19 protein-coding genes are annotated in these 25988 nt (G+C 55.4%); 8 read left to right on the forward strand and 11 right to left on the reverse strand.

The features are described 5' to 3' along the window. Nucleotides 1–350: 350 nt before the first annotated feature. Entirely contained in the window at nt 351–3443 is a 3093-nt protein-coding gene (locus OSO_RS0130830) for a tetratricopeptide repeat protein (protein ID WP_010586782.1), read from the forward strand. 170 nt (nt 3444–3613) lie between these two features. Continuing rightward, nucleotides 3614–4597, forward strand: coding sequence for a 3-keto-disaccharide hydrolase (locus OSO_RS0130835; protein WP_010586783.1), 984 nt, complete (start codon nt 3614–3616; stop codon nt 4595–4597). A gap of 189 nt (nt 4598–4786) precedes the next feature. Here OSO_RS0130835 and OSO_RS0130840 read toward each other — a convergent pair whose 3' ends face one another. Continuing rightward, nucleotides 4787–5083, reverse strand: a complete 297-nt coding sequence (locus tag OSO_RS0130840; RefSeq protein WP_010586784.1) for a hypothetical protein — start codon at nt 5081–5083, stop codon at nt 4787–4789. A gap of 456 nt (nt 5084–5539) precedes the next feature. Between OSO_RS0130840 and OSO_RS0130850 the strand changes: the two genes are divergently transcribed. The 3 genes from OSO_RS0130850 (at nt 5540) to OSO_RS0130860 (ending at nt 8185) form a co-directional block, all read left to right on the forward strand. Continuing rightward, nucleotides 5540–6316: a hypothetical protein gene (locus OSO_RS0130850; protein WP_010586785.1), complete on the forward strand. Its 777-nt coding sequence runs from the start codon at nt 5540–5542 to the stop codon at nt 6314–6316. A gap of 314 nt (nt 6317–6630) precedes the next feature. Then, nucleotides 6631–6954, forward strand: coding sequence for a hypothetical protein (locus OSO_RS45845; RefSeq protein ID WP_157605552.1), 324 nt, complete (start codon nt 6631–6633; stop codon nt 6952–6954). Nucleotides 6955–7198: 244 nt separating this feature from the next. After that, nucleotides 7199–8185, forward strand: coding sequence for an ROK family protein (locus tag OSO_RS0130860; RefSeq protein ID WP_010586787.1), 987 nt, complete (start codon nt 7199–7201; stop codon nt 8183–8185). Between the two features lie 428 nt (nt 8186–8613). Here OSO_RS0130860 and OSO_RS0130865 read toward each other — a convergent pair whose 3' ends face one another. From OSO_RS0130865 to hlyD, 6 genes are all read right to left on the reverse strand, one after another. Continuing rightward, nucleotides 8614–9159, reverse strand: coding sequence for a PspA/IM30 family protein (locus OSO_RS0130865; protein ID WP_010586788.1), 546 nt, complete (start codon nt 9157–9159; stop codon nt 8614–8616). 233 nt (nt 9160–9392) lie between these two features. Next, nucleotides 9393–10109: an RNA polymerase sigma factor gene (locus tag OSO_RS0130870; RefSeq protein ID WP_010586789.1), complete on the reverse strand. Its 717-nt coding sequence runs from the start codon at nt 10107–10109 to the stop codon at nt 9393–9395. 191 nt (nt 10110–10300) lie between these two features. Further along, the gene (locus OSO_RS45850; protein ID WP_010586790.1) at nt 10301–11836 is read right to left on the reverse strand and encodes an efflux transporter outer membrane subunit; all 1536 of its coding nucleotides are present in this window, start codon (nt 11834–11836) and stop codon (nt 10301–10303) included. A 186-nt stretch (nt 11837–12022) separates the two neighbouring features. Beyond that, a complete protein-coding gene (locus OSO_RS0130880) occupies nt 12023–13132 on the reverse strand; it encodes an ABC transporter permease (RefSeq protein ID WP_010586791.1) in 1110 nt (369 codons plus the stop codon). 4 nt (nt 13133–13136) lie between these two features. Next, entirely contained in the window at nt 13137–16076 is a 2940-nt protein-coding gene (locus tag OSO_RS0130885; protein ID WP_010586792.1) for an ATP-binding cassette domain-containing protein, read from the reverse strand. 4 nt (nt 16077–16080) lie between these two features. Continuing rightward, nucleotides 16081–17328 (reverse strand): secretion protein HlyD, encoded by a 1248-nt coding sequence (hlyD, locus tag OSO_RS0130890; protein WP_010586793.1) that lies wholly within the window; start codon nt 17326–17328, stop codon nt 16081–16083. Nucleotides 17329–17856: 528 nt separating this feature from the next. Between hlyD and OSO_RS0130900 the strand changes: the two genes are divergently transcribed. Beyond that, the gene (locus OSO_RS0130900) at nt 17857–18138 is read left to right on the forward strand and encodes a hypothetical protein (RefSeq protein WP_010586794.1); all 282 of its coding nucleotides are present in this window, start codon (nt 17857–17859) and stop codon (nt 18136–18138) included. Nucleotides 18139–18230: 92 nt separating this feature from the next. Here OSO_RS0130900 and OSO_RS0130905 read toward each other — a convergent pair whose 3' ends face one another. From OSO_RS0130905 to OSO_RS0130915, 3 genes are all read right to left on the reverse strand, one after another. Continuing rightward, nucleotides 18231–19472, reverse strand: a complete 1242-nt coding sequence (locus OSO_RS0130905) for an ornithine cyclodeaminase, nickel-pincer nucleotide-dependent (protein ID WP_010586795.1) — start codon at nt 19470–19472, stop codon at nt 18231–18233. A 132-nt stretch (nt 19473–19604) separates the two neighbouring features. Further along, on the reverse strand, nt 19605–20468 hold the full coding sequence (locus OSO_RS48810; RefSeq protein WP_010586796.1) for an alpha/beta fold hydrolase: 864 nt from the start codon (nt 20466–20468) through the stop codon (nt 19605–19607). Continuing rightward, nucleotides 20468–21370, reverse strand: a complete 903-nt coding sequence (locus OSO_RS0130915) for a polyphosphate kinase 2 family protein (protein ID WP_010586797.1) — start codon at nt 21368–21370, stop codon at nt 20468–20470. Before OSO_RS0130915 ends, OSO_RS48810 begins: the two co-directional genes overlap by 1 nt. A gap of 719 nt (nt 21371–22089) precedes the next feature. Between OSO_RS0130915 and OSO_RS45860 the strand changes: the two genes are divergently transcribed. Next, on the forward strand, nt 22090–22329 hold the full coding sequence (locus tag OSO_RS45860; RefSeq protein ID WP_010586799.1) for a carbon storage regulator: 240 nt from the start codon (nt 22090–22092) through the stop codon (nt 22327–22329). 136 nt (nt 22330–22465) lie between these two features. Beyond that, a complete protein-coding gene (locus OSO_RS48815; RefSeq protein ID WP_010586800.1) occupies nt 22466–24271 on the forward strand; it encodes a S41 family peptidase in 1806 nt (601 codons plus the stop codon). Between the two features lie 90 nt (nt 24272–24361). Here OSO_RS48815 and OSO_RS0130940 read toward each other — a convergent pair whose 3' ends face one another. Continuing rightward, complete coding sequence (locus OSO_RS0130940) at nt 24362–25885, reverse strand: hypothetical protein (RefSeq protein ID WP_010586801.1); 1524 nt, start codon at nt 25883–25885, stop codon at nt 24362–24364. Nucleotides 25886–25988: the final 103 nt, after the last annotated feature.

Genomic DNA, 25988 nt, shown 5'->3' on the forward strand with positions numbered 1-25988 from the left:
ATATCAAGTGCGGCGTCCCGCAACGAATGGCGACAAATTTTCGCAAGCATCAAGAGATCCATTGATGCACAACATCCGATGTGTCACCTTTTGATTGGGTACGGCCTCGATCAAGACGATTCGACTTGTTACTGTCCCCGGGGACATTTACAGCACGATTGTCGGCCAATTTGGCTTCAAGTTGTCTGCAAAACAGCCTTTTCAGTGCCACATTTGTCACTTCGTGTTTTCCTAGATTCAAAATGCAATGGCGAGCACCGACGAGTGACGAGAGTCCGTGACTTCCCCCCAGGCGCATGCCATGTCGTCTCTCAATGATCGATCGTAAAGCGTGACGAGGAGATGTTGTGATGAATCGTGTTCGCGGGTACGTGTTCGCAGCGACAACAACCTTGGTCACCCTCGGGACCGCGGCCTCGATTGTCGCGCAAGAGATGATTGGTGCGAAGCAGGTAATCCTTCGCGCGCAGAAGCAAAAGAATGATGGAAAGTCACCCGACGACACCGGTACCGTTCGGAAGTCGCTCGAGAACTTATCGGACCAATTGAAGAAATTGCCTCCCGACGAGGCCGCCGCGTTGTGGCTCGAAGCCGCCGACCGGGTTCATTCGGCGCAACAATTCAATGCGACGGAGACCGAACCGGGGTTTGCGACTCTTGTCGCCCTTTTGCCTGCCCCGTCCGTCTGGCCGGAAATTTCGCGGCAGATCGATGCACGCAAGTTTCCCGCAGAAGAGTCGGCACGTATGCGTGCGATCGCCATGCGCATGTTGGGGCATCGACTCAATGGACAATACGACGCGTTAAAGCAGGACGTCAAAGACGGCATGTCGATCGTCGATGGTAAGAAAAAGCAAAAAGGATTTTTCAGCCGCCTGCTTCAATCGTCGTCTGACGACCAGAGCTTCCTCCGCGATCAACAGAGACGTGAACTTCGCAAAATTCAAAATCAATTTGAACCGCATTCAGGGCTCGAAGCGTTCCGCGACGAACTCGATGAGGCGGAAAAAGAGAATGGTCACTATCTCGCGATTCCCGACCTGGTGCAGATGGCAGACCGAGAGGCCGCGGCACCGCTGCTCAAGCGCGCACTGCTGCTTCCGAACGCCAATTTGCGATTTTACAATCTGGATCGCAACAATCGTGGCCAAGACAATCCGACAATCGTTCTGGCGCGCGAACTTGTCCGCGAAAACCTCGACCAAATCACGCAAAAGCACTGGGGGCTGTGCGAATCGTTCGACACCACAGACTTGTTTGAAGCGTTCTCCAAGAAGAATGTCACTGGCAGGCCAGACCGACACTACGATTCGAAGAAGGCGTCGGTCTGGTATGTGTTGGGATTGATCGTTCACGATCGTGGCGATGGCATTGAAAAATTCATGAAGGAGTTCGTTGACGAGGGTGGTGATCTGACGAGTCTTGCCTCGAGCCTTCAAAACACCTTAACCAATCACATTCTGCCCTACTCGAATCGCGTTGCCGACGTCACCAAATTCTGCGAGTTCTTCGCCAGCTCACTCGATGATCATCCAGAATTTCCTTTCTGGGATTCGTACCTGCATCTCGCCGCGACCCTCGGCAAAAGTCGTGAGCCCCTCGAGTTGATCGAGACGGTTCTGCAGCGTCGCGATCTTCCCGAGACGAGTCGTCCCCGTCTGGAACGCGTGCTCGCGGATGCGCTGCTCAGTACGGATCGAGTCGATGAGGCCGTGGCGATTTACTTGAAACTTCTCGCCCAGGCAAACGAGCAGAAGCCAATTCCATCGGGCGACCATCCGCCAACCGCGGCGAAGATTGGCCTGCGAATCGCGCGACTCGGTATTTTGATGAACCGTCCCGAATGGATCCAGAAGGGAACGGACGTGTTCCGCGCGGACACGATGGACGCCGAATCGTCAGACGACGAGTATTCAGAGCAAGAAAGCCAACTGAAATCGATTGTTCAACTCTTGAATGAACTCGATCAGTCCGCGCGGGTCGAGCGATTGCTCACAGCGAGACTCACTCGTCAGGTCACCGCGATTCAAGAGCAAGAACTCGGTCACGGTCACGGCATCTCGCAAGGTGCCGCTGACGGTTCGTTGCAGCTTCTCGTCGCAAGCTATCATGCGGCGGGACGCTGGCAAGACATTGTTGACCTTCTCGAGACGGCCCCCTGGTGGAATGAATCCGATCTTTCCGAATGGTTTGACGGATCGCACTATCACACTTTCGGTGGTTCGCACGGCGAACCAAAATCCCTGCCACTCCCCTTTCTTGCAGCCGATGCTCTCGCCAATGTGGCCCGAACAGCCGAGGCTCGCAAAATTGCCGAAGCCATCGTCTGGCAGTGGCCTGGCTTTGACGCAGGTTGGAAATTGGCGCTGGAACTGGAGGGGGACGACTTCCCTGCTCTGGCCGACAAGATTTTTGCCAGCGATCAATTTGAAGAACGCCCCTTGATTTGGCTGGCGCGTTATCACCTGGACCGGAAAGACGTTGGCAAAGCGGAAGAATTGATCCGCCGCGCCATCTCGATTGATCCGTCTGACGGGGAACAAGGTCGCGGCGATCGCATGAGGGCCTATGCCATCCTGGCTGAAATTCTCCGTCAGAAGAACGACGAACAAACCGCCGCCGTCTATGAAGGGGCCGTTCGCGCCATACGTCTCGCCGAACGGGCCGACGAGTTCTACGGCGCTGGATTACTCAAACGCGGCATTCAGATGTACCTCGAGAGTCTGACGCATTTCGCGGATGCCTATTGCATTCAATCACGGCTGGCCGTGCAACTCTCCAAACAAGGCGACCTTGAAGGCGCCGCGAAGCACTATCAGCGAGCATTTGAGTTGATGCCCGACAGCTTTGGACGTGTCGAAAGCCACTGCTTTGGTTGTGAAGGAGCGTTTCGCGGGGATCTTGCGGAAACCATTGCGACACGTGTGTTCACGAAGCTACTGGCCGATCAGCCGAAAAACCCCAAAGTCCATTATTTGATGGGGTATTTGCGATCGTCACAGGGACGCAATCGTGACGCGATCGAGGCATACCAAAATGCCACGGCGCTTGACCCCGACTATCTGAATGCCTGGCGATCGTTGATTTCGGCCGCCGAAAGCGAATCAGGCCTTTTGACACCCGAACAATTGGAAGATGCGACACTCCAAATCTTTCGTCTCGATCCTCGGGGAATCCACGCACACGCGGACATGAAGTATGTTCGTGACTTGAAGCGGCTTTGGACCGCTCTACACGATCGCGGTGAGTCCGTCACCTCGAAGACACCAGAACATCTGCTTTCGCTGGTCGCATCGGCAAAGGGACGTCAGACGGAGCATTCCCCCCACGGCGTCAAGATCCTTTTTGATCGCCATCAGCAAGACCAACACAATCCACTGTCTTCACACCCAGACGTCGCCGCGATCATCAGTTTGCTTGAGATTCTGTCACAAGGACTCTGAAAGCAAGCCCCAAACTCCAAGACTGTTCGCATCCGGCAGGCAAGGTGCCGATACCAGGGATCGATGAATTCGTTCCGTCAGAGTTGAGATCGCGTCAGGTCCCCTGCTAACGTAACAGACTCTGCCCGTTTGCAACGGTGTTTCCGTTTTCTCATCAGGAGCCTGCGACAATGCATCGGTACTGGAAATTCTCGGTGGTCATCCTCTGTTTCGTTGCGGCTTCACCCCTCATGAGCCAGGAAAAGCGTCGTCAAAAAGTGGCCTATCAAAATGCGAAAGATGCTGGACCCGACTTTCAGATCCAAGGCGAATACATCGGAAAGCTGGGCGATCAACCTGTCGGCACTCAGGTGATCGCGAAGGGTGAAGGAAAATTTGAATCGGTCACTTTCATTGGCGGTCTTCCCGGCGCAGGCTGGAACGGCGAAGAAAAATTGCGAGCCACGTGGGAAACGAAAGACGGGATCACGAAGGCCAGCGGCGATGGCTATGAAGCGACGATCTCCAATGGTGTGATCACCGTCAAACACAGCGGACGAACCGACGAACTGAAACGACTTCACCGTGAATCGCCCACGCTCGCGAAATCGGCTCCTGATGGCGCAATCGTGCTGTTCAATGGAACCAGCGTCGATCAATGGGAACCCGGCGACCTGCAAGAAAATGGACTGATGGGTGTCGGTGGGCCGGGTGGTACGAGGACAAAGCAAGCGTTCGAAAACTTCACGCTGCATCTCGAATTCCGGACACCGTTCATGCCTATGGAGAGCGGCCAGAGCCGCGGTAACAGCGGCATGTACCTGGGTGACCAGTACGAATGCCAAATTCTGGATTCATTTGGACTTGAAGGCGCCGACAACGAATGCGGCGGGATCTACAAGAACAGCAAGCCCAAAGTGAATATGTGCTTTCCGCCGCTGAGCTGGCAGACGTATGACGTTGATTTCACCTGCGCAAAGTTTGACGCCGAAGGCAAAGTTGTCTCACCGGCACGTGTCACGATCAAACACAACGACGTCGTCATTCATGACAATCTGGAACTGGCCGTCACCCCCGGCGGCGGGCGTTCGGATCAGAAACCTGGTCCGCTCTTCCTGCAGAACCACGGCGACCCCGTGCGTTTCCGCAATATCTGGCTGGTCGAGAAGAAGTAACGACGCCCCTAGCCTGATTCCCCTGTTGCTGCTGCGTCGAAATCGCAGCAGCAACAGGACTATTTTCCAGACCGATCTGTGCACTTCGACAGGATTCAGCTGCCTGTTGAATTCCTGGCAGCTGGAACCATGGCCTCTACAGAGTCATGGCAAATGAGCGATGTCAGTATTCGTGACATCAACAGGCCGTCAGGCGGCTTCGAGCGAAACTTGGATTCGCCCCGCCAGTTGCTCTTTATGGAAACGCTCACCGCGGGCATCGTAGAAATACAGCTGGTTGTGTTCCGAGGCCCAGACGGCCCCCAAACGAACGCTACGTGGCCCCCGCAGCAGGAACTGCATTCCGCAGAGTTCCCCTTTTCTGGTGAGCGGTATGACTTCCAACGCAAACTGTTCGGCCACGAGATTTTCGTGGCGGCAGAGTCGTTCATGGACGTACAGGCGCAACGCGTCCATTGTCTGGACGTCAGAAGTCGCATCGGACATCAGGCGGCCTCAGTGCTTTGGTGCAAATTCATTGGTGTCGAACCGGCAGGATGCAATGATCGGCACGTTTGGTAACAAGCTTGTCCGCACATTAAGCCGTCCGTTGGATCGATAGAGTCCGTGTCATCAGAGAATTCTGCCCAATTGAAAAATTGAGAGCTTGAGTCAAGTTTTGATTGGCACCGGTTTTCATCAAACGCCGAAACCCGTCGATGGTCCCTGTTGTCTCGGCACCCCTCGACGAGCTGTCTGCTCAAGACGGAGAGATAGGTACCTTGGCATTCAGTTTGCTATGACGTTTGTGACTCTGGGCGATGCCAGTCCTCGTGATTTTAGTAGGCGGTCAGGGGCCCGGGTGGAAACCCACAGGGGCGAAGCGTTGTGAAAACACTGCCTCACGGGTAGCTTCGTGCTGACCTCCCTCGAACAACCGTTCTCGAGCCGTAGCATTCCACAATGATTGCCGAGTTCTCACTGTTGCTGATCTGCGGAATGAGCCTGATGTGGTGCATGATGCCACGGGCTCAAGTGACCGCCGGCTTTTTCCGGATCCAGATGCTGATCGTGATTGGGTTGTCGGCGCTCGGACTGCTGACGATGGGACAATTAACAGCCACAGCCGGCCAGCCGCTCTCTCCTGCCGGTCTAATGTACGCACGAATTGCACTTGGAATCGCACTGGTCAGCGCGTACGCCGGTTCCATCTTTTGGCTTTTGGGCCGCCGTCGTCCCGGAACGATCGCCATGATCTGCGTCATGGCTGCCACACTGGTCAGCCTGATCTCGTCTCGTGGCGGTGTCAACTCGCTGATGACCGCGGCGGGGGCACTGCGGTTTCTGTCGAGCTTTGCAACGGCTGCCGTGCTGGGCAGCACAGTGACCGGCATGCTGCTTGGACACTGGTATCTGACCGCCCCGACAATGTCGATCCAACCGCTCAGGACGCTCAGTTGGTTCCTGGTTGGGGCGGTTCTACTGCGATTGTCGGTGTCGGTTGTCGGCTGGATGTCGGCTGGAGAACAATTGCACGGCGGAACCCAATGGACCTGGTTTGCCCTTCGATGGCTCGCAGGCATCCTGGGACCGCTCGTGATTTCGGTTCTGGCACTTCGAATCCTACGGTACCGGAACACGCAAGCGGCGACAGGTGTGCTGTTCGCCGGCGTGATTCTCGTATTTATCGGTGAAATGTCGGCCGCACTGCTTTACTCTGAACTTCGTGTTCCCTTCTAGTAGTACAGCCACTCTGTCCTGACAGGTTCTCGAACATTGCCTCAAGGCTCGTTGGCGCGCTCGCACCGAGTTCATCGACTTATCATCCCAGGTTTGAAGCATCACAAAAATCTCGTTCGGATCGCCGCTTTTCATTAAAGTCCTCTATGCTGATCTCATTTGACTGTCCCAAATGTTTGAAAATCGCTCACGGGGAAGTGACTCACTCCAGCCTCGCTGTTGAGTGTCCGGATTGTAGCTGGACACGTCAGATTTCAGCGGGCGATGTGACAAACGGAGAACCGGCGCGGTGCCTCGTTTGCGGTTGCGAAGATTTGTGGCGGCAAAAGGATTTTGACCAGCGGCTGGGCGTGTTTATTGTCGGCTTGGGAATTCTGTTCAGCACGATCGCAGTCGCCTACATGATGCCCGGCATCGCAATGCTGATCCTGATGGGCTTTGGACTGGCCGATTGGATTCTATATGCCGTTTTGCCCGATCGGCTGGTCTGCTATCGCTGCCACGCTCAATATCGCCGCATCACTGAACTGAAAAACGCAACCGCATTCGATTTGGAAGTCAACGAGCGTTACCGTCAAGAGGCGATTCGCTTGAAGCGCGCCGCCGAACAGCCGCAACCATCGACGGAACGACACTAAGCCGTTTCGCCACAGTCAACCTTTCCATGTCGCATTTGAGCAGTGCTCGTTGTACAGACTTGGACTTGCATTCCCTTAGGCGGCGTCTGGCAAATGTCATTCGCAATTTGACGAGAACAACACCAAGTCCTGCATCACTTGTGACGCGGCTGGATCGATGTGCTATTCTTGAGTCGCGTACTGGAGCCCTTGCGACGCGGTCGTTGTCGGGGTGACCTGTGACGGTGTCATGGCAGGATGACTGATGAAAGACGTGCTCGCTAGTGATCGTGCGTGGGTGGGGTTCGATCTTGGGGGGACCAAGATGAACGCGATGTTGTTTAACGACGAATTCGAAGTTCGCGGTCGGCGACGAAAGAAAAGCCGCGGTTCGGAAGGTGTTGAAGCTGGCATCGAACGAATCGTAGCCAGCATCGCCAAGCTGCTGGAAGAAGCCCAACTCCCACGCGAATCGCTCGGCGGAATCGGCATCGGCTGTCCGGGCCCCCTGGATCTCGAAGAGGGTGTGATTCTTGAAGCTCCGAATCTGGGATGGAAAAACGTTCCGCTGAAGAAATCGCTCGAGAAAGAATTCGGCTGTCCCGTATTCGTCTGCAACGATGTCGATGCCGGAGTGTATGGCGAATACCGATTTGGAGCCGCCGACGGTGCACGCACCGCATTAGGAGTCTTTCCCGGGACAGGGATTGGCGGAGCGATGATTTACGAAGGCAAAATCTTCCGTGGCAAGACTGGTAGCTGCCTGGAAATCGGCCACGTGCCCGTGGTCCCCGACGGTGCCCTGTGCGGCTGCGGACGACGTGGCTGCCTGGAAACGATTGCCAGTCGATTGGCACTCTCGGCCGAAATTGCAAAGGCCGCTTATCGAGGGCAAGCCCCTTACATCTTGCGCGTCGCAGGAACCGATCTGGCCAACATTCGCAGCGGAACGATCAAAGAATCGATCGATGCGGGCGACAAAATCGTTGACGAGATCCTTCGTAACGGCGCACAGCAATTGGGTCTTGTTCTCGCAGGCGCCGTCAATCTGCTGGCACCGGATGTCATTGTGCTCGGCGGGGGGCTGGTCGAGGCATTGCCGAAACTGTTCCTCGAAGAAATCGGCAAAGCGCTCGCCAAGCAAGTGATGCCGTCATTCTCGAAATCGTATGAAGTGCGAATTGCCCGGTTGGGCGACGATGCCGGCGCGATGGGAGCCGCGGCTTGGGCGCGTCACAATGTTGAAGCATGAGCCGGGCTGAGTCCACATCGCCGACGGGCAGATCGATTGATCTGCGATGGCTGGAATCAATTCGTTTTGTTGCATCTCTCCTGCTTCTCCGCGCTACCAAGCTCTCGCTTTCTCCGCCCCGTAGCGTGCGGATGCATACAAACCCAGGGCTGTGATCGTTTCGATCGCTGCCCTGGGTCACTGACCTCCACAAGATTCGCCACCCTGTCAGGCGGCGGGAAAGCGATCGACTGCCCAATTTGCACCGTCCCTTTGCCCTGACAGGGCAAAATGTTGCGATGGTCAGAGGAACGGAGATCGTGCGTGCAACTGCCCCTAAATGAGGAGTTTCTCAAAGATCGCAATTTCAAAAGCGGAAGCTTCGGAACGCGAGGGAATCGAGTCGCGCAGGAAAGAATGTCCTGAGCGGAGGGAAGACGGAAACCAATTTACGATTTCAGTTCTTGTCTTAACGCCTCGAGCTCAGCATCAAGCTCGCGATGGAGATCATTGGCGTGCGAATGAGGCGCGGAAAGATACGAGGGGACGCTGGTGGGAATCTCTTCTAAGGAACCACCAAGCGCCTCTTGCCGCCGCATCGCTTCGGCCAGGCGGGCTTCAAGTGCCCGATGCATTGTTGCCAGATGCTCACGCGTGGCGATCGCGGCTTTGTGCTGCTGAGACAACCCGGCAATCAGGTCTTCAACTTCGCGTTTCCGCAACAGACACTGTCGTGCATCGGTCTCGGCACCTGCGAGCAACTGTTCTTTCGCTTTGCCTGTCCACGACTCGACTTGCACCCGATGCGCATCGATTTCCTGCCGCAGCCGATCTTCCGATGTCATCGCCGTATTCACGCTTCGCTGCGCCCCGGAAATCCCTTCTCGCATTTCTTGAATAATCTCGGCAATGGCCGCTTTGGGGTCTTCCGCTTGAGCCAGCAAATGGGTCAGATTGCAGGTCACAATGTCGGTTAGGCGGCTGAAAAAACTCATTTGCAAGCTCCGAATGCTGGCACCCGTCCGGTCGATAGTCACTCAACGTCAACGACGGGTCAGCGGATCATGGACTTTATTCTATCTGGACAATTTTCTGATTCCGAACTCTTTCGGCATCAGGCGGCCTCAATTGGGATTATATCGTCGCCTAAAAGTCGCTGGGCCCCGACGAACCCCAGGCTTCGCTGGCCGCTCGTGGCGAGCTCATCAAATTCCGGTGAGAAACTACTCTAGGAAGACCCGTCCGCACTTTTTTCGCTCCGTAAATGAGGATCAAGAATTCCGCGCGCGGCGAGCGAATCTCGTAGTTTTTCCCGGGCCAGCCGCAGGCGACTTTTGGTTGTTGGCAAATTCGATTCCATCGCGTCCGCCACTTCCGGCAAGCTCAATCCCGAATAGTGGTGCATCGTAAATGTCAGTCGTTGGTCTTCGGGAATTTTCGACAGCAGTTCACCGACAATCTTGGCAAACTCATTCTGATCCGCTTTGTCTTCTGGCAGCACGAATTCTCCCGCAAGTCGTTCCAAAGCATCGTCTTCATCATCGCGCGGGCGCTGAGATCGAATCGCGCTGACGAGCGCATCGTGCGATCGCCGCCGAGTGCTGTCGATCATCAGATTGCGCGCAATGCGAAACATCCAGCCTTTAAAACTACCGCGGGGCAAATAATCCCAGGCCGTGTTGTAGACGCGGATTAGGGTTTCTTGCGTCAAATCTTCGGCAAGTTGCCAGTCACGCAGATGGCGAAAGAAGAAATGAGCGAGCGATCCCTGATGTCGTTCGACAAGCCGGTCAAAGGCGGCCCGGTCCCCGCCCTGCATCCGATACATCAGTTCATCATCTTCATCACGACTGGACGCAGCCGATCGCTCGGGTGCCGCCGTGCCACGATTCGATGACAATTCGTCTCTCGAAGGTGATGTCGGGCCAGCGTCGGAAGAGTTCATGACAGACGAATTCAATCAGTAGACAGGCCGGACACAATCGACACCAATGCTTTGCATCGCATTCACCCTGATCCTAACCGTAACAGAGAAAAAATCCCACGGATTGAGACAAAAACGCCTAATCGAATGTCGCCAGGTGACCGGGAAACGTGACGTTGTCCACAAATCGAATTGCAGACGCACGAACGAATCTATTCGGGTGCTATGAAGGAGCTTGAGGCGGGCTGGTTCACCAGTTCTACAGAATCCTCACCCTGACACATCGCGTCCCAACCGCCGCCGATCGCTTTGTAGACTTGCACCAAAGACAGCGCGATATTTCCGCGTGCCGTCCCCAGCAAATCAAGCTGCGTGACCAACTGTGACTGGCTCGTGTAGACCCGGTTAAAATCGGCGATTCCACCCTCAAACTGGGTCTGTGCAATTTCGACCGCACGACGATACTCGTCGACACTTTGCTCGAGCGCCTTAGTCTGTCGCTGGGCCTGGATGAATTGGACGAGTGCATCTTCGACTTCGCGGCCTGCGTTGAGCACGGTTTGCTGATAGTCCAGCACCGCGGCTTGGGTTAGCGCGTCCTGAGCTCGAACGTTGTTGACGATCCGACCATAGTTCAGGATGTTCCATTGCAGCGACGGAAGTACGAACGTGGTCAGACTGTCACCCCGGAACAGGTCATTGAAGTCATTCGCGACATATCCAATAAATCCGTTGACCGCGAGCCTGGGGTAGAAATCAGCCTCCGCGATACCGATCTGTGCACACTGGGCCGCGACCTGTCGCTCGGCTCGACGCACATCGGGTCGGCGGCGTAGAAGATCGGCGGGAATCCCGATCGCAACCTCGGGGGGAGCAACTGGAATCGAGGCCCCGTCCAGTTGCGCGGCCAAATCACTGACAGGCATTCCCAACAGGACGCACAGTTGATTCGCAGCAAGTCTGGCCCCTGATTCGAGCGGGGGAATGGTCGCCTGAGTCTGCGCAAGACTCGCTTTCGCTTGCCGCAGATCCAGTTCCGTCGTGGTTCCCGCATCGAAACGCGATTGAGCCAGGTCCGTTGATCGCTGCAAGATATTCAAATTCTCATGGGCGAACGCCAGACGCTGTTGAAACGTGCGAAGCTGGATGTAGTTCGTCGCCACTTCAGAGACAAGCATGACCATCGCATTGCCATAGCTCTCGACACTCGCGTCGAGCGTCGCATCGGCGGTTTCAATCGTCCGTCGATACCGGCCCCAGAAGTCGGCCTCCCACGACGCGTTGAAACCGTCGGCAAAGACGTTAACGGTCCCCGGCAATGGCAGTCCAATATTCCGCGTCACCTGGGCATGCGCATAATTGGAAATCGCTTGTTGCGATTGCGGAAACAAGTTTCCGGCAGCGATGCTGCGACGGGATCGCGCTTCGACGATACGTGCCGCTGCGGATTGCAAAGTCAGATTTTGCTGGCGAGCGGTCTCGACGAGCCCATTTAAGATGGGGTCATTGAACACCCCCCACCAGGCCTGATCCTGCACGGGAGTGCTCATGACACTCGACTCGGCGTGATCGATCCATTCGGATGCGGTCGGCGCAGAAGGCGGACCGTAGTTTGGGCCGACTTTAAAACCGTTTTGTACCCACTGATTCAAACGAGTACAGCCAGCGGCGCTCAGCAAAACAACGGCAAGAATTGCCGCTTTGCCTGATCCATACTTGGTACTGCGCCATCCTGGCCCATTTTTCACGTCACGCCCTCCCGACGTCGGCCAACGTCCTGTTGGACCACTTCCAACATCGAACTTCGCCACCTGGGAAGTTAGAAAAACAAAGGACCTTGCGGCTTTCCCGCAACTTAGAGAACGGCACAATTGATTCAATCGGCGAGTGTGGATTCATCGCAAGAATCGATCATGTGCGTCTGAATCCTCCGATCACTCAACTCGGTGGCGGAACAACCAACTGGATGCCCCAAGCGTGATGGCCGCGATCAGAAGGAGTGGCCCGAGGTTTTGCACCACGACAAACGGCGGCATGGACTTGAGAAACACGCCTTTGACAATCACGACGAAATACCGGTACGGATTCATCAGCGTCACATATTGAAGCCACTCGGGCATGTTCTGGAGCGGACTGGCGAACCCGGAAAGCAATGTCATGGGAACCATGGTTGCGAACGCTCCCAGGATTGCCTGCTGCTGCGTTTTGGCCAACGAGGAGACGAAGAGCCCGACCCCGATAATCGCCAGCAGAAATGCAGAGATCCCGGCGTACAGCAAATAGAGATGCCCTGATAAGGGGACGTGAAACAGAAACACGGCAGCAAGAACCATGAAAGTCCCTTCTGCCATCCCAATGATAAATGCGGGAACCGCTTTGCCCACCACAATTTCATAGGGGCTTAGTGGCGAAACGAGCAATTGCTCGAACGTCCCCAATTCGCGTTCGCGAGCGACGGAAAGTGCTGTCACCATCAGTCCACCCAGTGCAGTGAGGATCACGACCAGACTGGGCACAGTGCTCCAATACGCGTCCATATTGGGATTGAACCAGATGCGTGCAACGACCGAACTGGCCGGTGGCGGCGCGGAATTCGTCGAGGCCAGTTCCGCGTTGTACTGACCGACAATTTGCTCGGCGTAACTCTCCATGATCTGCGAGGCATTCGAACGTCGGCCATCCAGCAGCAGTTGCACTGATGTGGGTTGCCGCGCCGCGACGTTCCTCGAAAAATCTTGCCCAATTTGGATCACCAACAAGACTGTTCGTGAATCAATGGCAGGTGCAATTTCGGATTGTGACCGCAAATGAACGACTTCGCGAAAGTTCGGCGATCCTTCGAACCGGGCAATGAGATCGCGGGCGTAGATGCCCGAGTCCTGATTGAAGACACCCACTCGAACATTCTTCACTTCTTGCGTGGCGGCGTTCGCAAAAATCATCAACTCAATGATCGGCGGGGCGACCAGCAAAAACCGACTTTTCGGATCGCGCCAGACGGCCAGCAGCTCTTTGATAATCAAGCATGCCATTCTCAACCACATGGAACTACTCCAACCTGACCTGCGTTGCCCAGGCCAGTCGCACGAAGAGAACCGATGCCATCAACGTCAGAATGAGTCCGCTCGGTACCAGCACACTCATGACATCTCCCGCCAGAAACAATGTTTGCAGACTGAAGACGTAGTATCGCGGCGGTAGTAGTGCCGTCAGCAATCGCAAAGGAGCGGGCATGCTATCGATCTCGAAGATGTACCCCGACAGCAAGAACGCCGGCAGAAATCCGGCGATCAGCGCCCCCTGCCCGGCCGCAAACTGATTCTTCGCCAACGTTGAAATTAACAGCCCCAGCGCCAACGTTACCGCCAGATAGGCCGACGAAATGAGAAACAGGGCCAACACGGAACCTTTAAATGGCACGCCGAAACCAAAGACCGTCACGGTGACCGAGAGGGTCATGGCAACCAACCCCAGCAGGTAATAGGGAACGATCTTTCCGACAAGCAGGTCCAGTCGCGTCACCGGCGTCGTAAGCAGCGCTTCCATCGTCCCGCGCTCCCACTCCCGTGCGACGACGAGGGAAGGCAACAGCGTTCCAACCAGAGTCAGGATGATTGCAACCGCCCCGGGGAGCAACGCGTAATAGCTGTTGACTTCGGGATTGAACCAGACACGAGGCTCGGTCGTAATCAAAGGAATGGCCCGAGGACGATTGACCAGGCTCGAGAGCGAGATCGCTTCCTGTTGAATCCAGTTTGCCCACAGCATTTGAACATAACCCGCCACCAAACCTGCCGTATTGGGATCACTGCCGTCCACCAGCACTTGAACCGGCGCCGTGTCCCCGCGGCCCAGCCGCTCGCTAAAGTCGGCGGCCAATACGACAACACCATTGACTCGGCCAGAGACAAGATCCTCTTCCACCAGAGACCGATGCCGCACGACGCGCACCTGGAAATATTTCGAATCGCGAAACGATGCCAGAAAACTGTTCGCTTCGGGAGATGGCTGCTCGATCACGAGTGCAACGGGAACACGCTTCAAATCGAGCGAGACCCCAAACCCATAGACGAACAACAACACTAACGGCAAGATCCCCGCGATGAGGAAGCTACTGGGGTCACGGAGAATCTGCTGAGATTCCTTGCGAACCAGCGCCATCATCCGGCGAAGGCGCGATCCCGCCATGGGACGGTCCCCCCCTTGCTTCGGTTCTGTCGAGCGCTGCATCGTCATATTGGACGACGACTCAGGCTCGCGTCCTTCACTGCGGTCAAACTCTTCGACCAATTCAATAAAGGCATCTTCGAGCGTCGGTTCTGGCCGCTCGTCGTTGCGAACCCGTTCCTTCAGTTCATCGGGCGTTCCCTCGGCAATCACACGTCCCCGATAGACCAGGCCAATTCGATCGCAATATTCCGCTTCATCCAGGAAGTGGGTCGTCACCATGATCGTGACCCCCTTCTCAACCATCGCATTGATGTGTGACCAGAATTCGCGGCGCGTCAACGGATCGACGCCCGAGGTGGGTTCATCAAGGAACAACACCGCCGGTTCATGCATGATCGCACACGCCAGTGCAAGGCGCTGCTTGAAGCCCAGTGGCAACTCAGTCGAATTCGCATCCAGGTACGGGTCGAGATGAAAGGTCTCAATCACGCGTCGCATCGCCTGATCGCGCCGCTCGCCCGAGAGACCATACACGCCGGCGAAGAACGACAGATTCTGGCGAACGCTCAAATCGCCATACAATGAAAACTTCTGAGCCATATAGCCGATATGGCCACGGGCTTCCCCTGCTGCGGCGTACAGATCCATCCCCGTGACGTACGCGCTTCCAGAGGTCGGCCTGAGCAGTCCACACATCATTTTGAATGTGGTCGACTTCCCGGCACCATTCGGTCCGAGCAAACCAAAAATTTCACCGCGTCCAATTTTAAAGGAAATGTTGTCGGCCGCGGTAAAGTAACCAAAGCGTTTGGTCAGGCCCTCTGCCTCCACTACAGCTTGATTGTTTGATGGGTCCTTCGCTTCCGTCGATTCGAACAGCGCCGATTGTTCCTTCGGTGCGCCCCCTAAAAGGTCGACAAACGCATCTTCGAATCGCGGCGGCGCCGGTTTGATTTCGATGTCGGATGCTTTCAAATCGTCTGGAGTTGGCGGTGCGGCTCCTTTTCGCATCACCAGGCGTACACTGGCGCCCTGGATCACGCCGTCGAGCACGTCACGTCGCTTCAGCGCCTGCGCCAAGAGCGTTCGTCCCCCTTTGCCTGTACCGGCCACCAGGAAACTGCGACCTGCCACTTGACTCGTCAGCTCTTTCGGATCACCCGAGTACAGCGACTTTCCCTCTGACAGCAAAATGACTTCGCTGCAGCGCTCCGCTTCATCCAAGTACGAGGTACTCCAGACGACTCCGATCCCTTGATCAACCAGTTCGTAAACCATTTTCCACAGTTCACGCCGCGAGATCGGGTCGACGCCCACCGAGGGTTCATCCAAGAGCAATAGGTCTGGCGTTCGAATCAGGGCACAGGCCAGCCCCAACTTTTGCTTCATTCCTCCAGAAAGATCGCCGGCCAACCGCTTGGTAAATCGTTTCAAATCGGTGAACGTCAGCAGCCGATCGAACACCTCGTCGCGCTCGCGACCAATCACATTCCGCAGATCCGCATACAGCTTCAGGTTCTGCTCGACCGACAAGTCCTCATACAAGCCAAAACGCTGCGGCATGTAGCTGACTTTTCGCCGAATCTCGGCCAGTTGATTCGTGGGACTTGCCCCGCACACGGTGAGCTTGCCCTCGGTGGAAAGCAGCAATCCTGCGAACAACCGAATAAGAGTCGTCTTGCCGGCACCATCCGGTCCGACTAGCCCCGTCACGCGTCCGCCCTGAATCCGCGCATCAAGATGATCAATCGCCCGTGCCGTGGTGCCCGGAAATTGCTTGGTCAGTCCTTCGGCAATGATGAGTGGGGCATCGCTCACGAGACTACTTCTTCCCTGTCTGTTTCGATCCGAAACGCTCGCGTAACGTATCTCGCACGCGTTCGAAGAACGTCCGTTGTCGAGGCGCGGGAAGTTCGACGCGCACCGTCACGGGCATTCCCTGACGAAGCCCCCCGTCGGGATTTTCGACAACCACTCGCAATCGATAAACGAGATCCGTCCGTCGTTCTCGTGTTTCCACAGATTTCGGAGTGAACTCGGCCGTGGGAGAGATAAACCCGATCTTGCCTGTGTACGGATGGTCCGGTGCAGAATCGGTGATGACCTGCGCGGGCATTTCGGGCTTGATCAGCCCGAGATCACGTTCGTTCACGTAGGTCCGAACCCAGACGGGGGACGTGAGCGTCAGGGCCAACACGGTTTCGCCGGGCTGCAGGATCGCACCGCGTTCTCGCGCGCGTGTCAGAATCGTGCCATCGTTTGGAGCAATCAGGTCTGCGTCTGCCAGACGACGTTCACTTTGAATGATCATCGCATCCTGTTCCGCTAGAAAGGCCTTCGCCATGTCGATGTCTTCCTGCCGTGGCCCAATCTCGACCAACCGCTGCGATTCCTTTGCCGCTTTCAGTTGTGCTTCCGCTGAGTCCAATGCCGATTGGTACCGATCAAATTCCTGGCGGGACACGCCCCCTTTACTGACGAGAGATTCGGCGCGGTGATAGTCTTCTTTCGCCTTCGTCACCGCGGCCTCGCGATCCTCGGTTTGGGCTCGGGCCTGAGCGATCTCTTCCGGCCGCGATCCATGTTCAAGCTTCGCCACATTCGCCGCCTGATTGTCGCGTCGGGCCCGCAGGATTCGCAGTTCGTCATTGAAATACCGCTTATCAAGCGTCGCGAGAACGTCATGAGCCTTCACCGCATCGCCTTCATCGACCGCAAGCGTTTCGATTCGCCCCTCAACCTTAAACGCGAGATTGACCTGTCGAACGTCGATGTTTCCCATCAATTCCAGATTTGTTTCATCGACCTCTTTTTGCAGCCAGTAGAGCGACGCGAACAATCCCGCTCCGATCACAACCAGCATCAGAAGAACAACCCAGGTCCTTCTGCGCGACGAGGGTTTTGCAACGAGAGGTGCTTTCGGATTGTCACGCTTGGGGGATTGAGAGTCCGTTGAAGTCTTGAGCGGCTCCTTCGGGAGCGTCCCTCCTTTCACCGAATCCTCATTTGACGGATTTCCGTTCGGTTGGCTATTCGTTGTCCGATCACGGGAGGGGTCAGACTGAGGCATCGAGGAATTCTCCGACTTGATTCATCACTTCCGCTGGATCAAGCGTCGGCGATCATGAAACAATGACGAATCGCATTTGTTGATTGCAAACCTTCGCAGATGCTCGAGACAGTCGCAAACGTCATTCCTTCTGAATTTATCAGAACAGTCCAGTTGCGCTGTCGGTCCCACACAAAACCAAATGCGTCTGGCGAGCAGCCTGTTGAAGTAACGGGGACTGGCTCCGGCCAGACTAAAAAACGCCATGACATTGTGAACGCCAGGGTGGCTGCCCCCTGACTTCACCAGGCTGCAAAAGAAAAGGGGCCCATACAAAAAATCGTGCTCCCTCTTCGCTCATCGCAAATAGACAATCTGCCTGACAGACGATGACGCTAGAATGTGGGACCGCTCATTCGTTGGATAAGGCGGAGTCGCGTGGCCTGCGGACCTACAACGCAACTTCGACGCGCTCTGCCCATTTTCGGTTGTCGACGGATTTCAATCGATGCAGTGAGTTGGATCAGCCATTCGTGAGGAGTCGCGAGCATGGGGAAAGATGGTGTCGGTGGCCGCTCGGTAATCGGTGGCTACACAATGGCGGCCGCGATGGCCTTTGCTGTGACAAATCTTTCGGGATGCGTGATCGTCCAGAACAAGTATTCCCTGTTCGACTTTGACAGGCTTTCTGAATACCCAGGCGAAACATCAAACGCCTGGCGCGTTGTCGTGATCCTGCTCCTCGCTGTCGCGTTGATCGGAGTCGGGATCGGTGTCGCCTATCTCGTCCAACAGTGGCGAGCTCGACACAACCGCAACCGTGAGCCGTGAGAAGCCCAGACGAATTTCATTTTCCGATGAGACTTCTCATCGAGTTCTGACAATTCCATCGCTACGGATGCCCTGAGCGGCAACGTGGCATTTTAACCGCCCAACTCTTGTACAAGGATGCGCAGGAACGGTTCCACGTCCGTGACGAGGCCAATTGTCTGAAAGGTGCCGCGGTCGGCCAGTTTGGTCACGGTGGCGGGATTGATGTCGACACACACCGTTTTGACCCAGGCGGGCAGCATGTTTCCCACGGCAATGCTGTGCAGCGTCGTCGCGATCATCAGGCAGAACGTCACCCCTTGCACCAGCTCTCGCATCCGGGTTTGCGCCACGAGCGAATCGGTGATCACATCCGGCAAAGGACCATCATCACGAATGCTGCCCGCGAGTACATACGGGACGTTGTTGACGATGCAGTCGTGCATGATGCCATTGTTGAGCACCTTTTGCTCGACCGCCTGACGAATGCTGCCAATGCGGCGAATCCGGTTGATTGTACGCAGATGATGCTCGTGCCCTTCTTCGCTGCCACCACCGCTTTCCATCGAGATGCCCAGACTGGTCCCGTAAAAGGACTGCTCGATGTCATGCGTTGCCAGGGCGTTTCCCGCGAACAACACGTCAACATATCCGCGTCGAATCAGCCAACTCAGTAGTTCACGACTGCCGGTATGGACGACGGCTGGCCCCGCCACGACCAGGATGCGGCCATTGCCTTCGGCCGCCCGGCGCATCGCTTCGGCAATTTCACGAACCGTCAGGTTCTTGGGTTTTTCACTCGAAACGGTGCTGTTCATGAAACCAAACGAATGTCCGCCCTCACGATCCCGTCCCACGGGGAACACGCGAGTGCCGATGCGACCGATGATGATCGGATCACCTGGCTTCACATCGGCCATCGCGACACACCAGGCGCGGTTTTGAGTGCGATCGACGGCGATCCCGCAATCCATCTCCTGGCGTTCCACCTTGATCCAGTGTCCGCCAAGTCGAATTTCGGTCGGTTCATTCGTCGTCGCGTAAAACCCTTCGGGGAACGCGCCCTCGATGTCCGCCAGCTCAATCCGGACGTCCTGGTGCTGGACCGGCATCGCTCCATGTTGTCCAATCGCCGTCAAAATCCGCTCGAGAATTTCTTCGGTCGGTGCGGAAACCGTCAGGCGGACGTAACTGGGATCGCGACGCGCGTGTCCAATACGAATCTCTTGACTGCGATAATCCCCTCCAAGCCCCGTGATTTCGTCCAGAACTTTGGGTAACAGCAGGCTGTCAATGATATGCCCGGCCAGTTCGACATCTTCGGTGAATCCGGGGGCGTGCGATGAGCCGTTCATCTTCATTCCTTCGGAAGAATACCGCAGTCGAGATTTTACAACGAATTGAAATCACACTCGCATTGCAATGATATCCGGCTCGACAAGTTCGATGACGTCTCGCATCGCCGCTCTGAACCTTTTCGACATGTTTCAGGTCGAACTCGACGCGGAAATCGACAGGGATTGAACTCGCAGGTCCAGCCAGTCGATCGTCTTTTGAATGGTTTCACGCCAATCCGGCTCGAAAAACAGTTCGTGGAAATGGTCTTCCAACACGATCATCGATTTTTCTTGCGACCGGATTCGCAACCACCAGTCCGCCATCGCATCGGGATCGGTCGTACGATCGAGCGTCCCCTGCAGCGCCAGCACAGGCAGACTGACATTTTCGGCGTGCGCCTGTGCGGCGGACATCGCGTCGCGCATCGCAAAGTACCAACTCGCGGTAACCGTCTTATTGATGTACGGATCATTGCGCCGCAGGGTGGAAAACTCGGGATCATGCGTCATATTGCGCGGATCAATGCCATTGGAAAATCGAGCCGTCGGAACGACTCGTACCAGCAGCGTCCCCAGCATCAGAGTGACCGGGTTCACTCGCAATTTCAGACCGAGAAGTGGCGACGACAGTATGAGCGACGACGGAGCGATCAACTGAGATTGCGCCGTACGGGCGGCAATCAGTCCTCCCATGCTGTGCCCCAGTAAAACCGTCCGTCCGGTATTCAGTTCCATCTGCGTCCAAACATGCGCGATGTCGTCGACATACTCGTGAAATGATCGAACGTGCGTGCGGATTCCCGTCGATCGCCCATGACCACGCAGATCCGCGATAATCATGCGCCAGCCGCGATCGGCCAGGACCTGGGCAAGATGTTCGTGCCGCCCCCCATGCTCTCCCAGACCATGCACCCAATACAGGGTGCGTGCCGGGTCGAACTTCTTGGGATGATAAGTGCGCACGAAAAGCTCGATGCCATCCGGCGTGTGTATGGTCTGCGTTTCCAACCGCATCAATCGACTTCCGCTTCCAGTTTCGCCTTGCATTCCACGAGGGCATTATGCTGCGAAGGTGTCAGAACAGGAGACTTCAGGTCCAGTTTTTGAATGGAGTTCGCCAGAATCTGCGCCACCAGCAGTCGAGCCGTTGCCTTGTCGTCGGCCGGGATCACAAACCAAGGTGCAAACTTGGTACTCGTCGCACTTAACATCTCTTCATACGCCGACATATATTCGTCCCAGTGAGCTCTTTCGACCAAATCACCGGGCGAGAACTTCCAGTTCTTCTTGGGATCATTAATTCGATCAAGAAATCGCCGCTTCTGTTCTTGCTTGGACACGTGGAGAAAGAACTTGATCACCTGCGTCCCGTTTCGGACAAGATGCCGCTCAAACTGATTGATCACTTTGTAGCGTGCCTTCCAAAACGACTTCTTCGCCGGATTTGCGCCGGGAATCTGCTGCTTGGCGAGCAGTTCGGGGTGGACTTTTACGATCAAGACTTCTTCATAGTACGAGCGATTGAAGATGCCGATCTCTCCGCGAGCGGGCAGCGCCTTGCTGCAACGCCACAGAAAATCGTGGTTCAATTCTTCGGTTGATGGTTGTTTAAAACTGACGACCTTCACGCCTTGCGGATTCACACCCGTCATGACATGTTCGATCGTGCCGTCTTTCCCTGCCGCATCCATCGCTTGCAGAACCATCAGCACCGACCAGGAATTCGCCGAGTACAACAATTCCTGTGAAGCGGCCAACTGATGCACATCTTCTGTGAGCAACCTACGTGCTTCGTGATGTCGGCTTATTGTGACTTCGTCAGATCCACTCTCCCAACTCGTCGGCAGATCCTTCAACTTGATCTTCTTGCCGCTCGCCACGCGGCACATCTCAACAACGTCGGAAAGATTCAACATGGCGTACCACTCCGGACTGAACGTTTCACCCTGCGCAATTCGTAACTCAGCAGCGTCAGATGTAAATTAGCAATTTCCTGCACCGAACGCGCCACGACGAACCCACGACAGGATCTCGAACAGATCGATTGAAAGCCCGGGCCGCATCGCGCATCGAACTGACCGAATTCGCCGCGAATCACGGTTGTGGTGATGGAAACGACGGCGTCGAGCTGACTTCGCCGCCAGAGGGATCAAAAAGACCCAACCCATCAATCGATTCGAATTCAAAAAACCATCTGTCATCTCGATGAGTCCATCATCGCGCCCTCATTGTCACCAGACAGAGCCCCCATCCGAAGCGACAATTGGCGATCGACACCCGATCCAGGCGTTACATTCGCGCTGATCGCGCCTCGAACATCTTGGCTGAAAGACTTCGAGTGTCATCATTCGAAGCTGACCCCAATCGTAAAGATTACATTCCATCATCGAGCCAATTCGATGGTGGATGGCAGGGATTACAAATGAGACCGGCGGATCTGGCCGCTCAAGGCCGTTTGCATGGCTTACACGGCAAATAGTGCCGTAAAAACGGAGTTTCGAACATCTCTTGACAGGAATTCTGGGATTGGCACGCGCCCTGCAATATCACTTCACCATCGAACGACGCGATCGCAAAGTGCGGTCAGTCGCAATCGACGGATGGATGTAAAACCACAAGAACCGGAGAAGACGCCATGTTGGTACTGACGCGAAAACGAGACGAAGAAATCAAGATTGGCTCGAACATTGTCATCCGAGTGATCAAGACAGGTGCAGGAAGCGTCAAGATTGGGATCGACGCCCCTCCTTCAGTCCGAGTGATGCGTGGCGAACTCGCGACACTTGATGTGCCACAAACGCAAGAAATCACGATTGACCTGATGGATGGAGAACTCGACGAGTGCCTGGTCGAATCGCTGATGTTCCAACACTGATTCGATGAAGCCACTTCGATGAACCGACGGTTCGGATGAGATGGAACTCGAAAGTCCAATGACTCAGCCGCATCGGAAAATGAGAGAGAAACAGGAAGACATGACTTTGGACTCAATATTGGAAGGAACCCGATTCATGCGTTTTTCATCGTCACTGAAAACAGTTGGAACACTCGCCCTGCTCTTGGCAGGTTCCATTTGGAATACCAGCTATGGTCAGTCGGGCTGTGCTCGCTGTGCGCAACCCCCGCTGCAGACGTTTTGGAACTTGCAACCAGCCAATCGTACGGACGTCGCGACACGCTTCAAGCCAGACCGTCCACGGTTCGAGGAAACACCGCCCGTTCCATCACCGTATTATACGCCAGAGCAACCCAAGACGGATGATTTCGTTAGTAGTTCGTCCACACGCTCACGAGGGTCGAAACCGGTCTTGATTCCGACCGATTCGACGATCTCGAATTCGCGAGCGACAAGTCCAACAGAGAAACCGCGAACGCCGAGTACAACTCCAGCGAATAAGCGAACGGTCGCGGAAAAGATCGCCCTGCGATACTCGGACCCACGTGTCCAGCGGTTGATGAAGCAACTTTCATCGTCCAGTGTCGAACAGATGTACATCGAAGTTTCGGAACTGATCGATGGACGCCATATCACTCCCGCAACCTATGCACGACGTGTCGATGGTGCCCTGGATCATCTGATCCAGGCTTTGGAAGTCCCTGCGTTCCTGGATGCGGCGGAAGTTCGTGGCGATGCAAACGCAATCGCCAGCCTTCAAAGTGATCTGCAGGAATTGCGGACGCGAGCCAAGATTCGCAGTACCAACGATGCCATCGCCATGATGCGAAACGTCCAACTGAAAACGGTACAGGAAATCGATATCAACCCTGCCGCGATCGGACTCGAATTCGTCTACGGTGCGACTGATAGCCTTGATCAGTTTTCGATGCTGTTGCCGCCAGAAAAAGATGGCGGTCCCAGCGTGGGGCTGCGAGACAATGTGGTGGGAATTGGCGTCGAAGTCGAACCTCATCCAGCGGGTTTGAAAATCCTCAAGCTGTTGCCGGGTGGGCCTGCCGCTCAAGCCGATCTCCGCAAAGGTGACGTCATTACCCAAGTCGACGGAAATGATCTGAAGCAGATGGAACTGAACCGTGCCGTTGAATTCATCGTCGGACCGGAAGGTTCGCAGATTCAAATTCAAGCGATCCGTGGTGACCGATCAGGGCGAGTCACTCTCGTTCGACAGAAAATCGCAATGCACAGCGTGGTCGACGTCAAGATGCTGAACGAAACCAAAGGGGTCGGATACTTGAAACTGGAACAGTTTGCCGAGTCGACCACGAACGAATTGGATGCGGCCCTGCTGAAACTGCATCAACAGGGAATGCAATCACTGGTGATGGACCTGCGAGGCAACCCCGGTGGCTTGCTCACCACATCGATCGCGGTGTCAGACCGGTTCTTGCCAGGCGGAACGATTGTCTCAACCCGAGGACGAACGGAAGCGGACAATTCGAAAGAAGTCGCCCAGTTCGCCAAGACATGGAAGATGCCGCTGGTCGTGCTGATCGATCACAACAGTGCCAGTGCCAGTGAAATCTTCGCCGCCGCCATTCAAGAAAATCACCGCGGCCTGATCGTCGGTGAGAAGTCTTACGGCAAAGGCACTGTCCAAACCTTGTTCCCGCTGCAGTCATCACCTGCGGGATTGCGATTGACGACCGCCAAGTTCTACAGCCCTCAGGGCCGCGAAATGGCGGGTGTCGGTGTCACCCCGGACATCGCCGTAACAAACGACTCGACCGATTCGCAATCGGATGACGCCGTGCTCAATGAAGGAGTCCGTCAGATTTCCGATCCACGAGTGAAAGAGATGGCTAACAATTTCCGTCGCACGGGTGATGCGACAGACGATGATTCACACGTTGCCGCATGAAGTGGCAGAACCAGAAAAACATCAATCGGGTAAGGAATAGCCGATGACCGCCGAAAATTCTGAGGACGGACCAAGAGGTCCGTCCTCAAGTCATTCTTTGGGATGAAAAAGAGAATTCATCAAGGCGTTCTCGCGATCCAACAGGAGCCTTTCCGTCGAGGCGGCACCGTTCGCATCGTCGGTGGTATGGTTTCCTTCGTCACAATCGACCGGCGTTCGCAAACGAATCCAAAGTCCAAAGTCACGACTCTGCTCTGCCTCATCTTCAAAATCGCTGGCACGATCTTGACCACTCAGGCCGACACTCCAAACGAAAGCGTTGTCCGAATCGTCGTACCGAAAATTCAATGGCCGCCCCTCGCAATCCAGCGGATCAATCGGAATCTCGTCAAGGTAGCCGGGTACGAGTTGGTCAAGCGACTTCGGAAACGTCCCATAGACGCGATGGAATTCGTGGGCGGCAAGCACCACAGAGACTAACGCAATTCGCGCATTCTCTCGGTCACGGTTTTGGATCAGTCCCTTAATGGATTTGAAAAACAAGGGATCATCGCCTTGCGTGGCCAACACCAAGTTTAAGGCTCGATCCAACGCCGCGGAATTCAGTTGCCCTGCTGCTGTCGGGTGAACACCATCGTCCTTAAAAAGGATGTAGTCGTCACTTCGCAGAGATGGCTGCCGCACAGAAATCGGTTTGTCGCATTCGTTCGTGATATTTACGAGTTGCTGACGTGCCAGGCGGAGAGTCAGCTCTGGTTGTCCAATGAACCACAACCCGACTCGTTTGCAAGCAAGAAAGCGCGATTCCAGCGGCCCTTTGATTGTCCAATCTGGCCAGAAAATTTCTGCAACATTGCCTTCCATAACGAAATTGCGACCAAACACGTACTCCGCCTTCACAATGTGAAGAATGGTAAGCCGTCGAGCAGCGAGATCTTCGAGTTCACGACGCGCATTTCTCAATTGCGGGGCGGTGACGGACTGTCCGGCAGCCCAATAGCGAATTCCGTCGCACGCCATACCGCGAATGCATTGCCCTATCAACGCATTCAGCAGCCATCCTGGCTGATCTGCATGCATCGCGATACGAAGGGATGCTCGGTGGCACGCCCAGGCATCTTCGTTCTGTCCACAACGAGCACGCCAAATCGCGGTCGCCTCTGAAAATCGGGCGAGACGGCGGAAGTCAGAAAAAGTGTCCACAACCTCGGAAAACGTATCCTGAGAAAAATCTCGCAGAACGCCCATTTCGACCAGGCACGCGAGTTCTGAAAGAACCTGATGGCGATCTTTTAGTGGTTGGACGATTCTGTCATCCCACGCTCCATACGGTGGGCGAGTTAAATTGAACCACTTCGGTTCAACGTCTTCCTCGTCCAACTGAGAAAGCATCCGTGCCGCGTTTCGATATCTGACAAGCGCATCGTCGTCCGTTGGCGGAGCTTCTCGAATGTTACTTTCGACATCAAATGGCAACTCGACATCAGGGATTTGCCAAAGACAGATCCATCGGGTCACGAATGGGGTCGTCAGAGATGTCGCCACGAAGACGGAAATCCAGGTCCGGCGCGACCAGGTCCAGAGCTTCCAACGAGAAATCAGAAAAACCAACATCGTGCTGCTCTCGCGAGTCTCGAAAAGACATTGCGACTTGTCTGACTTCGAGGTATAGCTCACGCCACCCTCTAGCGACTACAGTCGAGCCGGGCCGGCAGCG

The sequence above is a fragment of the Schlesneria paludicola DSM 18645 genome (assembly GCF_000255655.1).
Lineage (GTDB): Bacteria > Planctomycetota > Planctomycetia > Planctomycetales > Planctomycetaceae > Schlesneria > Schlesneria paludicola.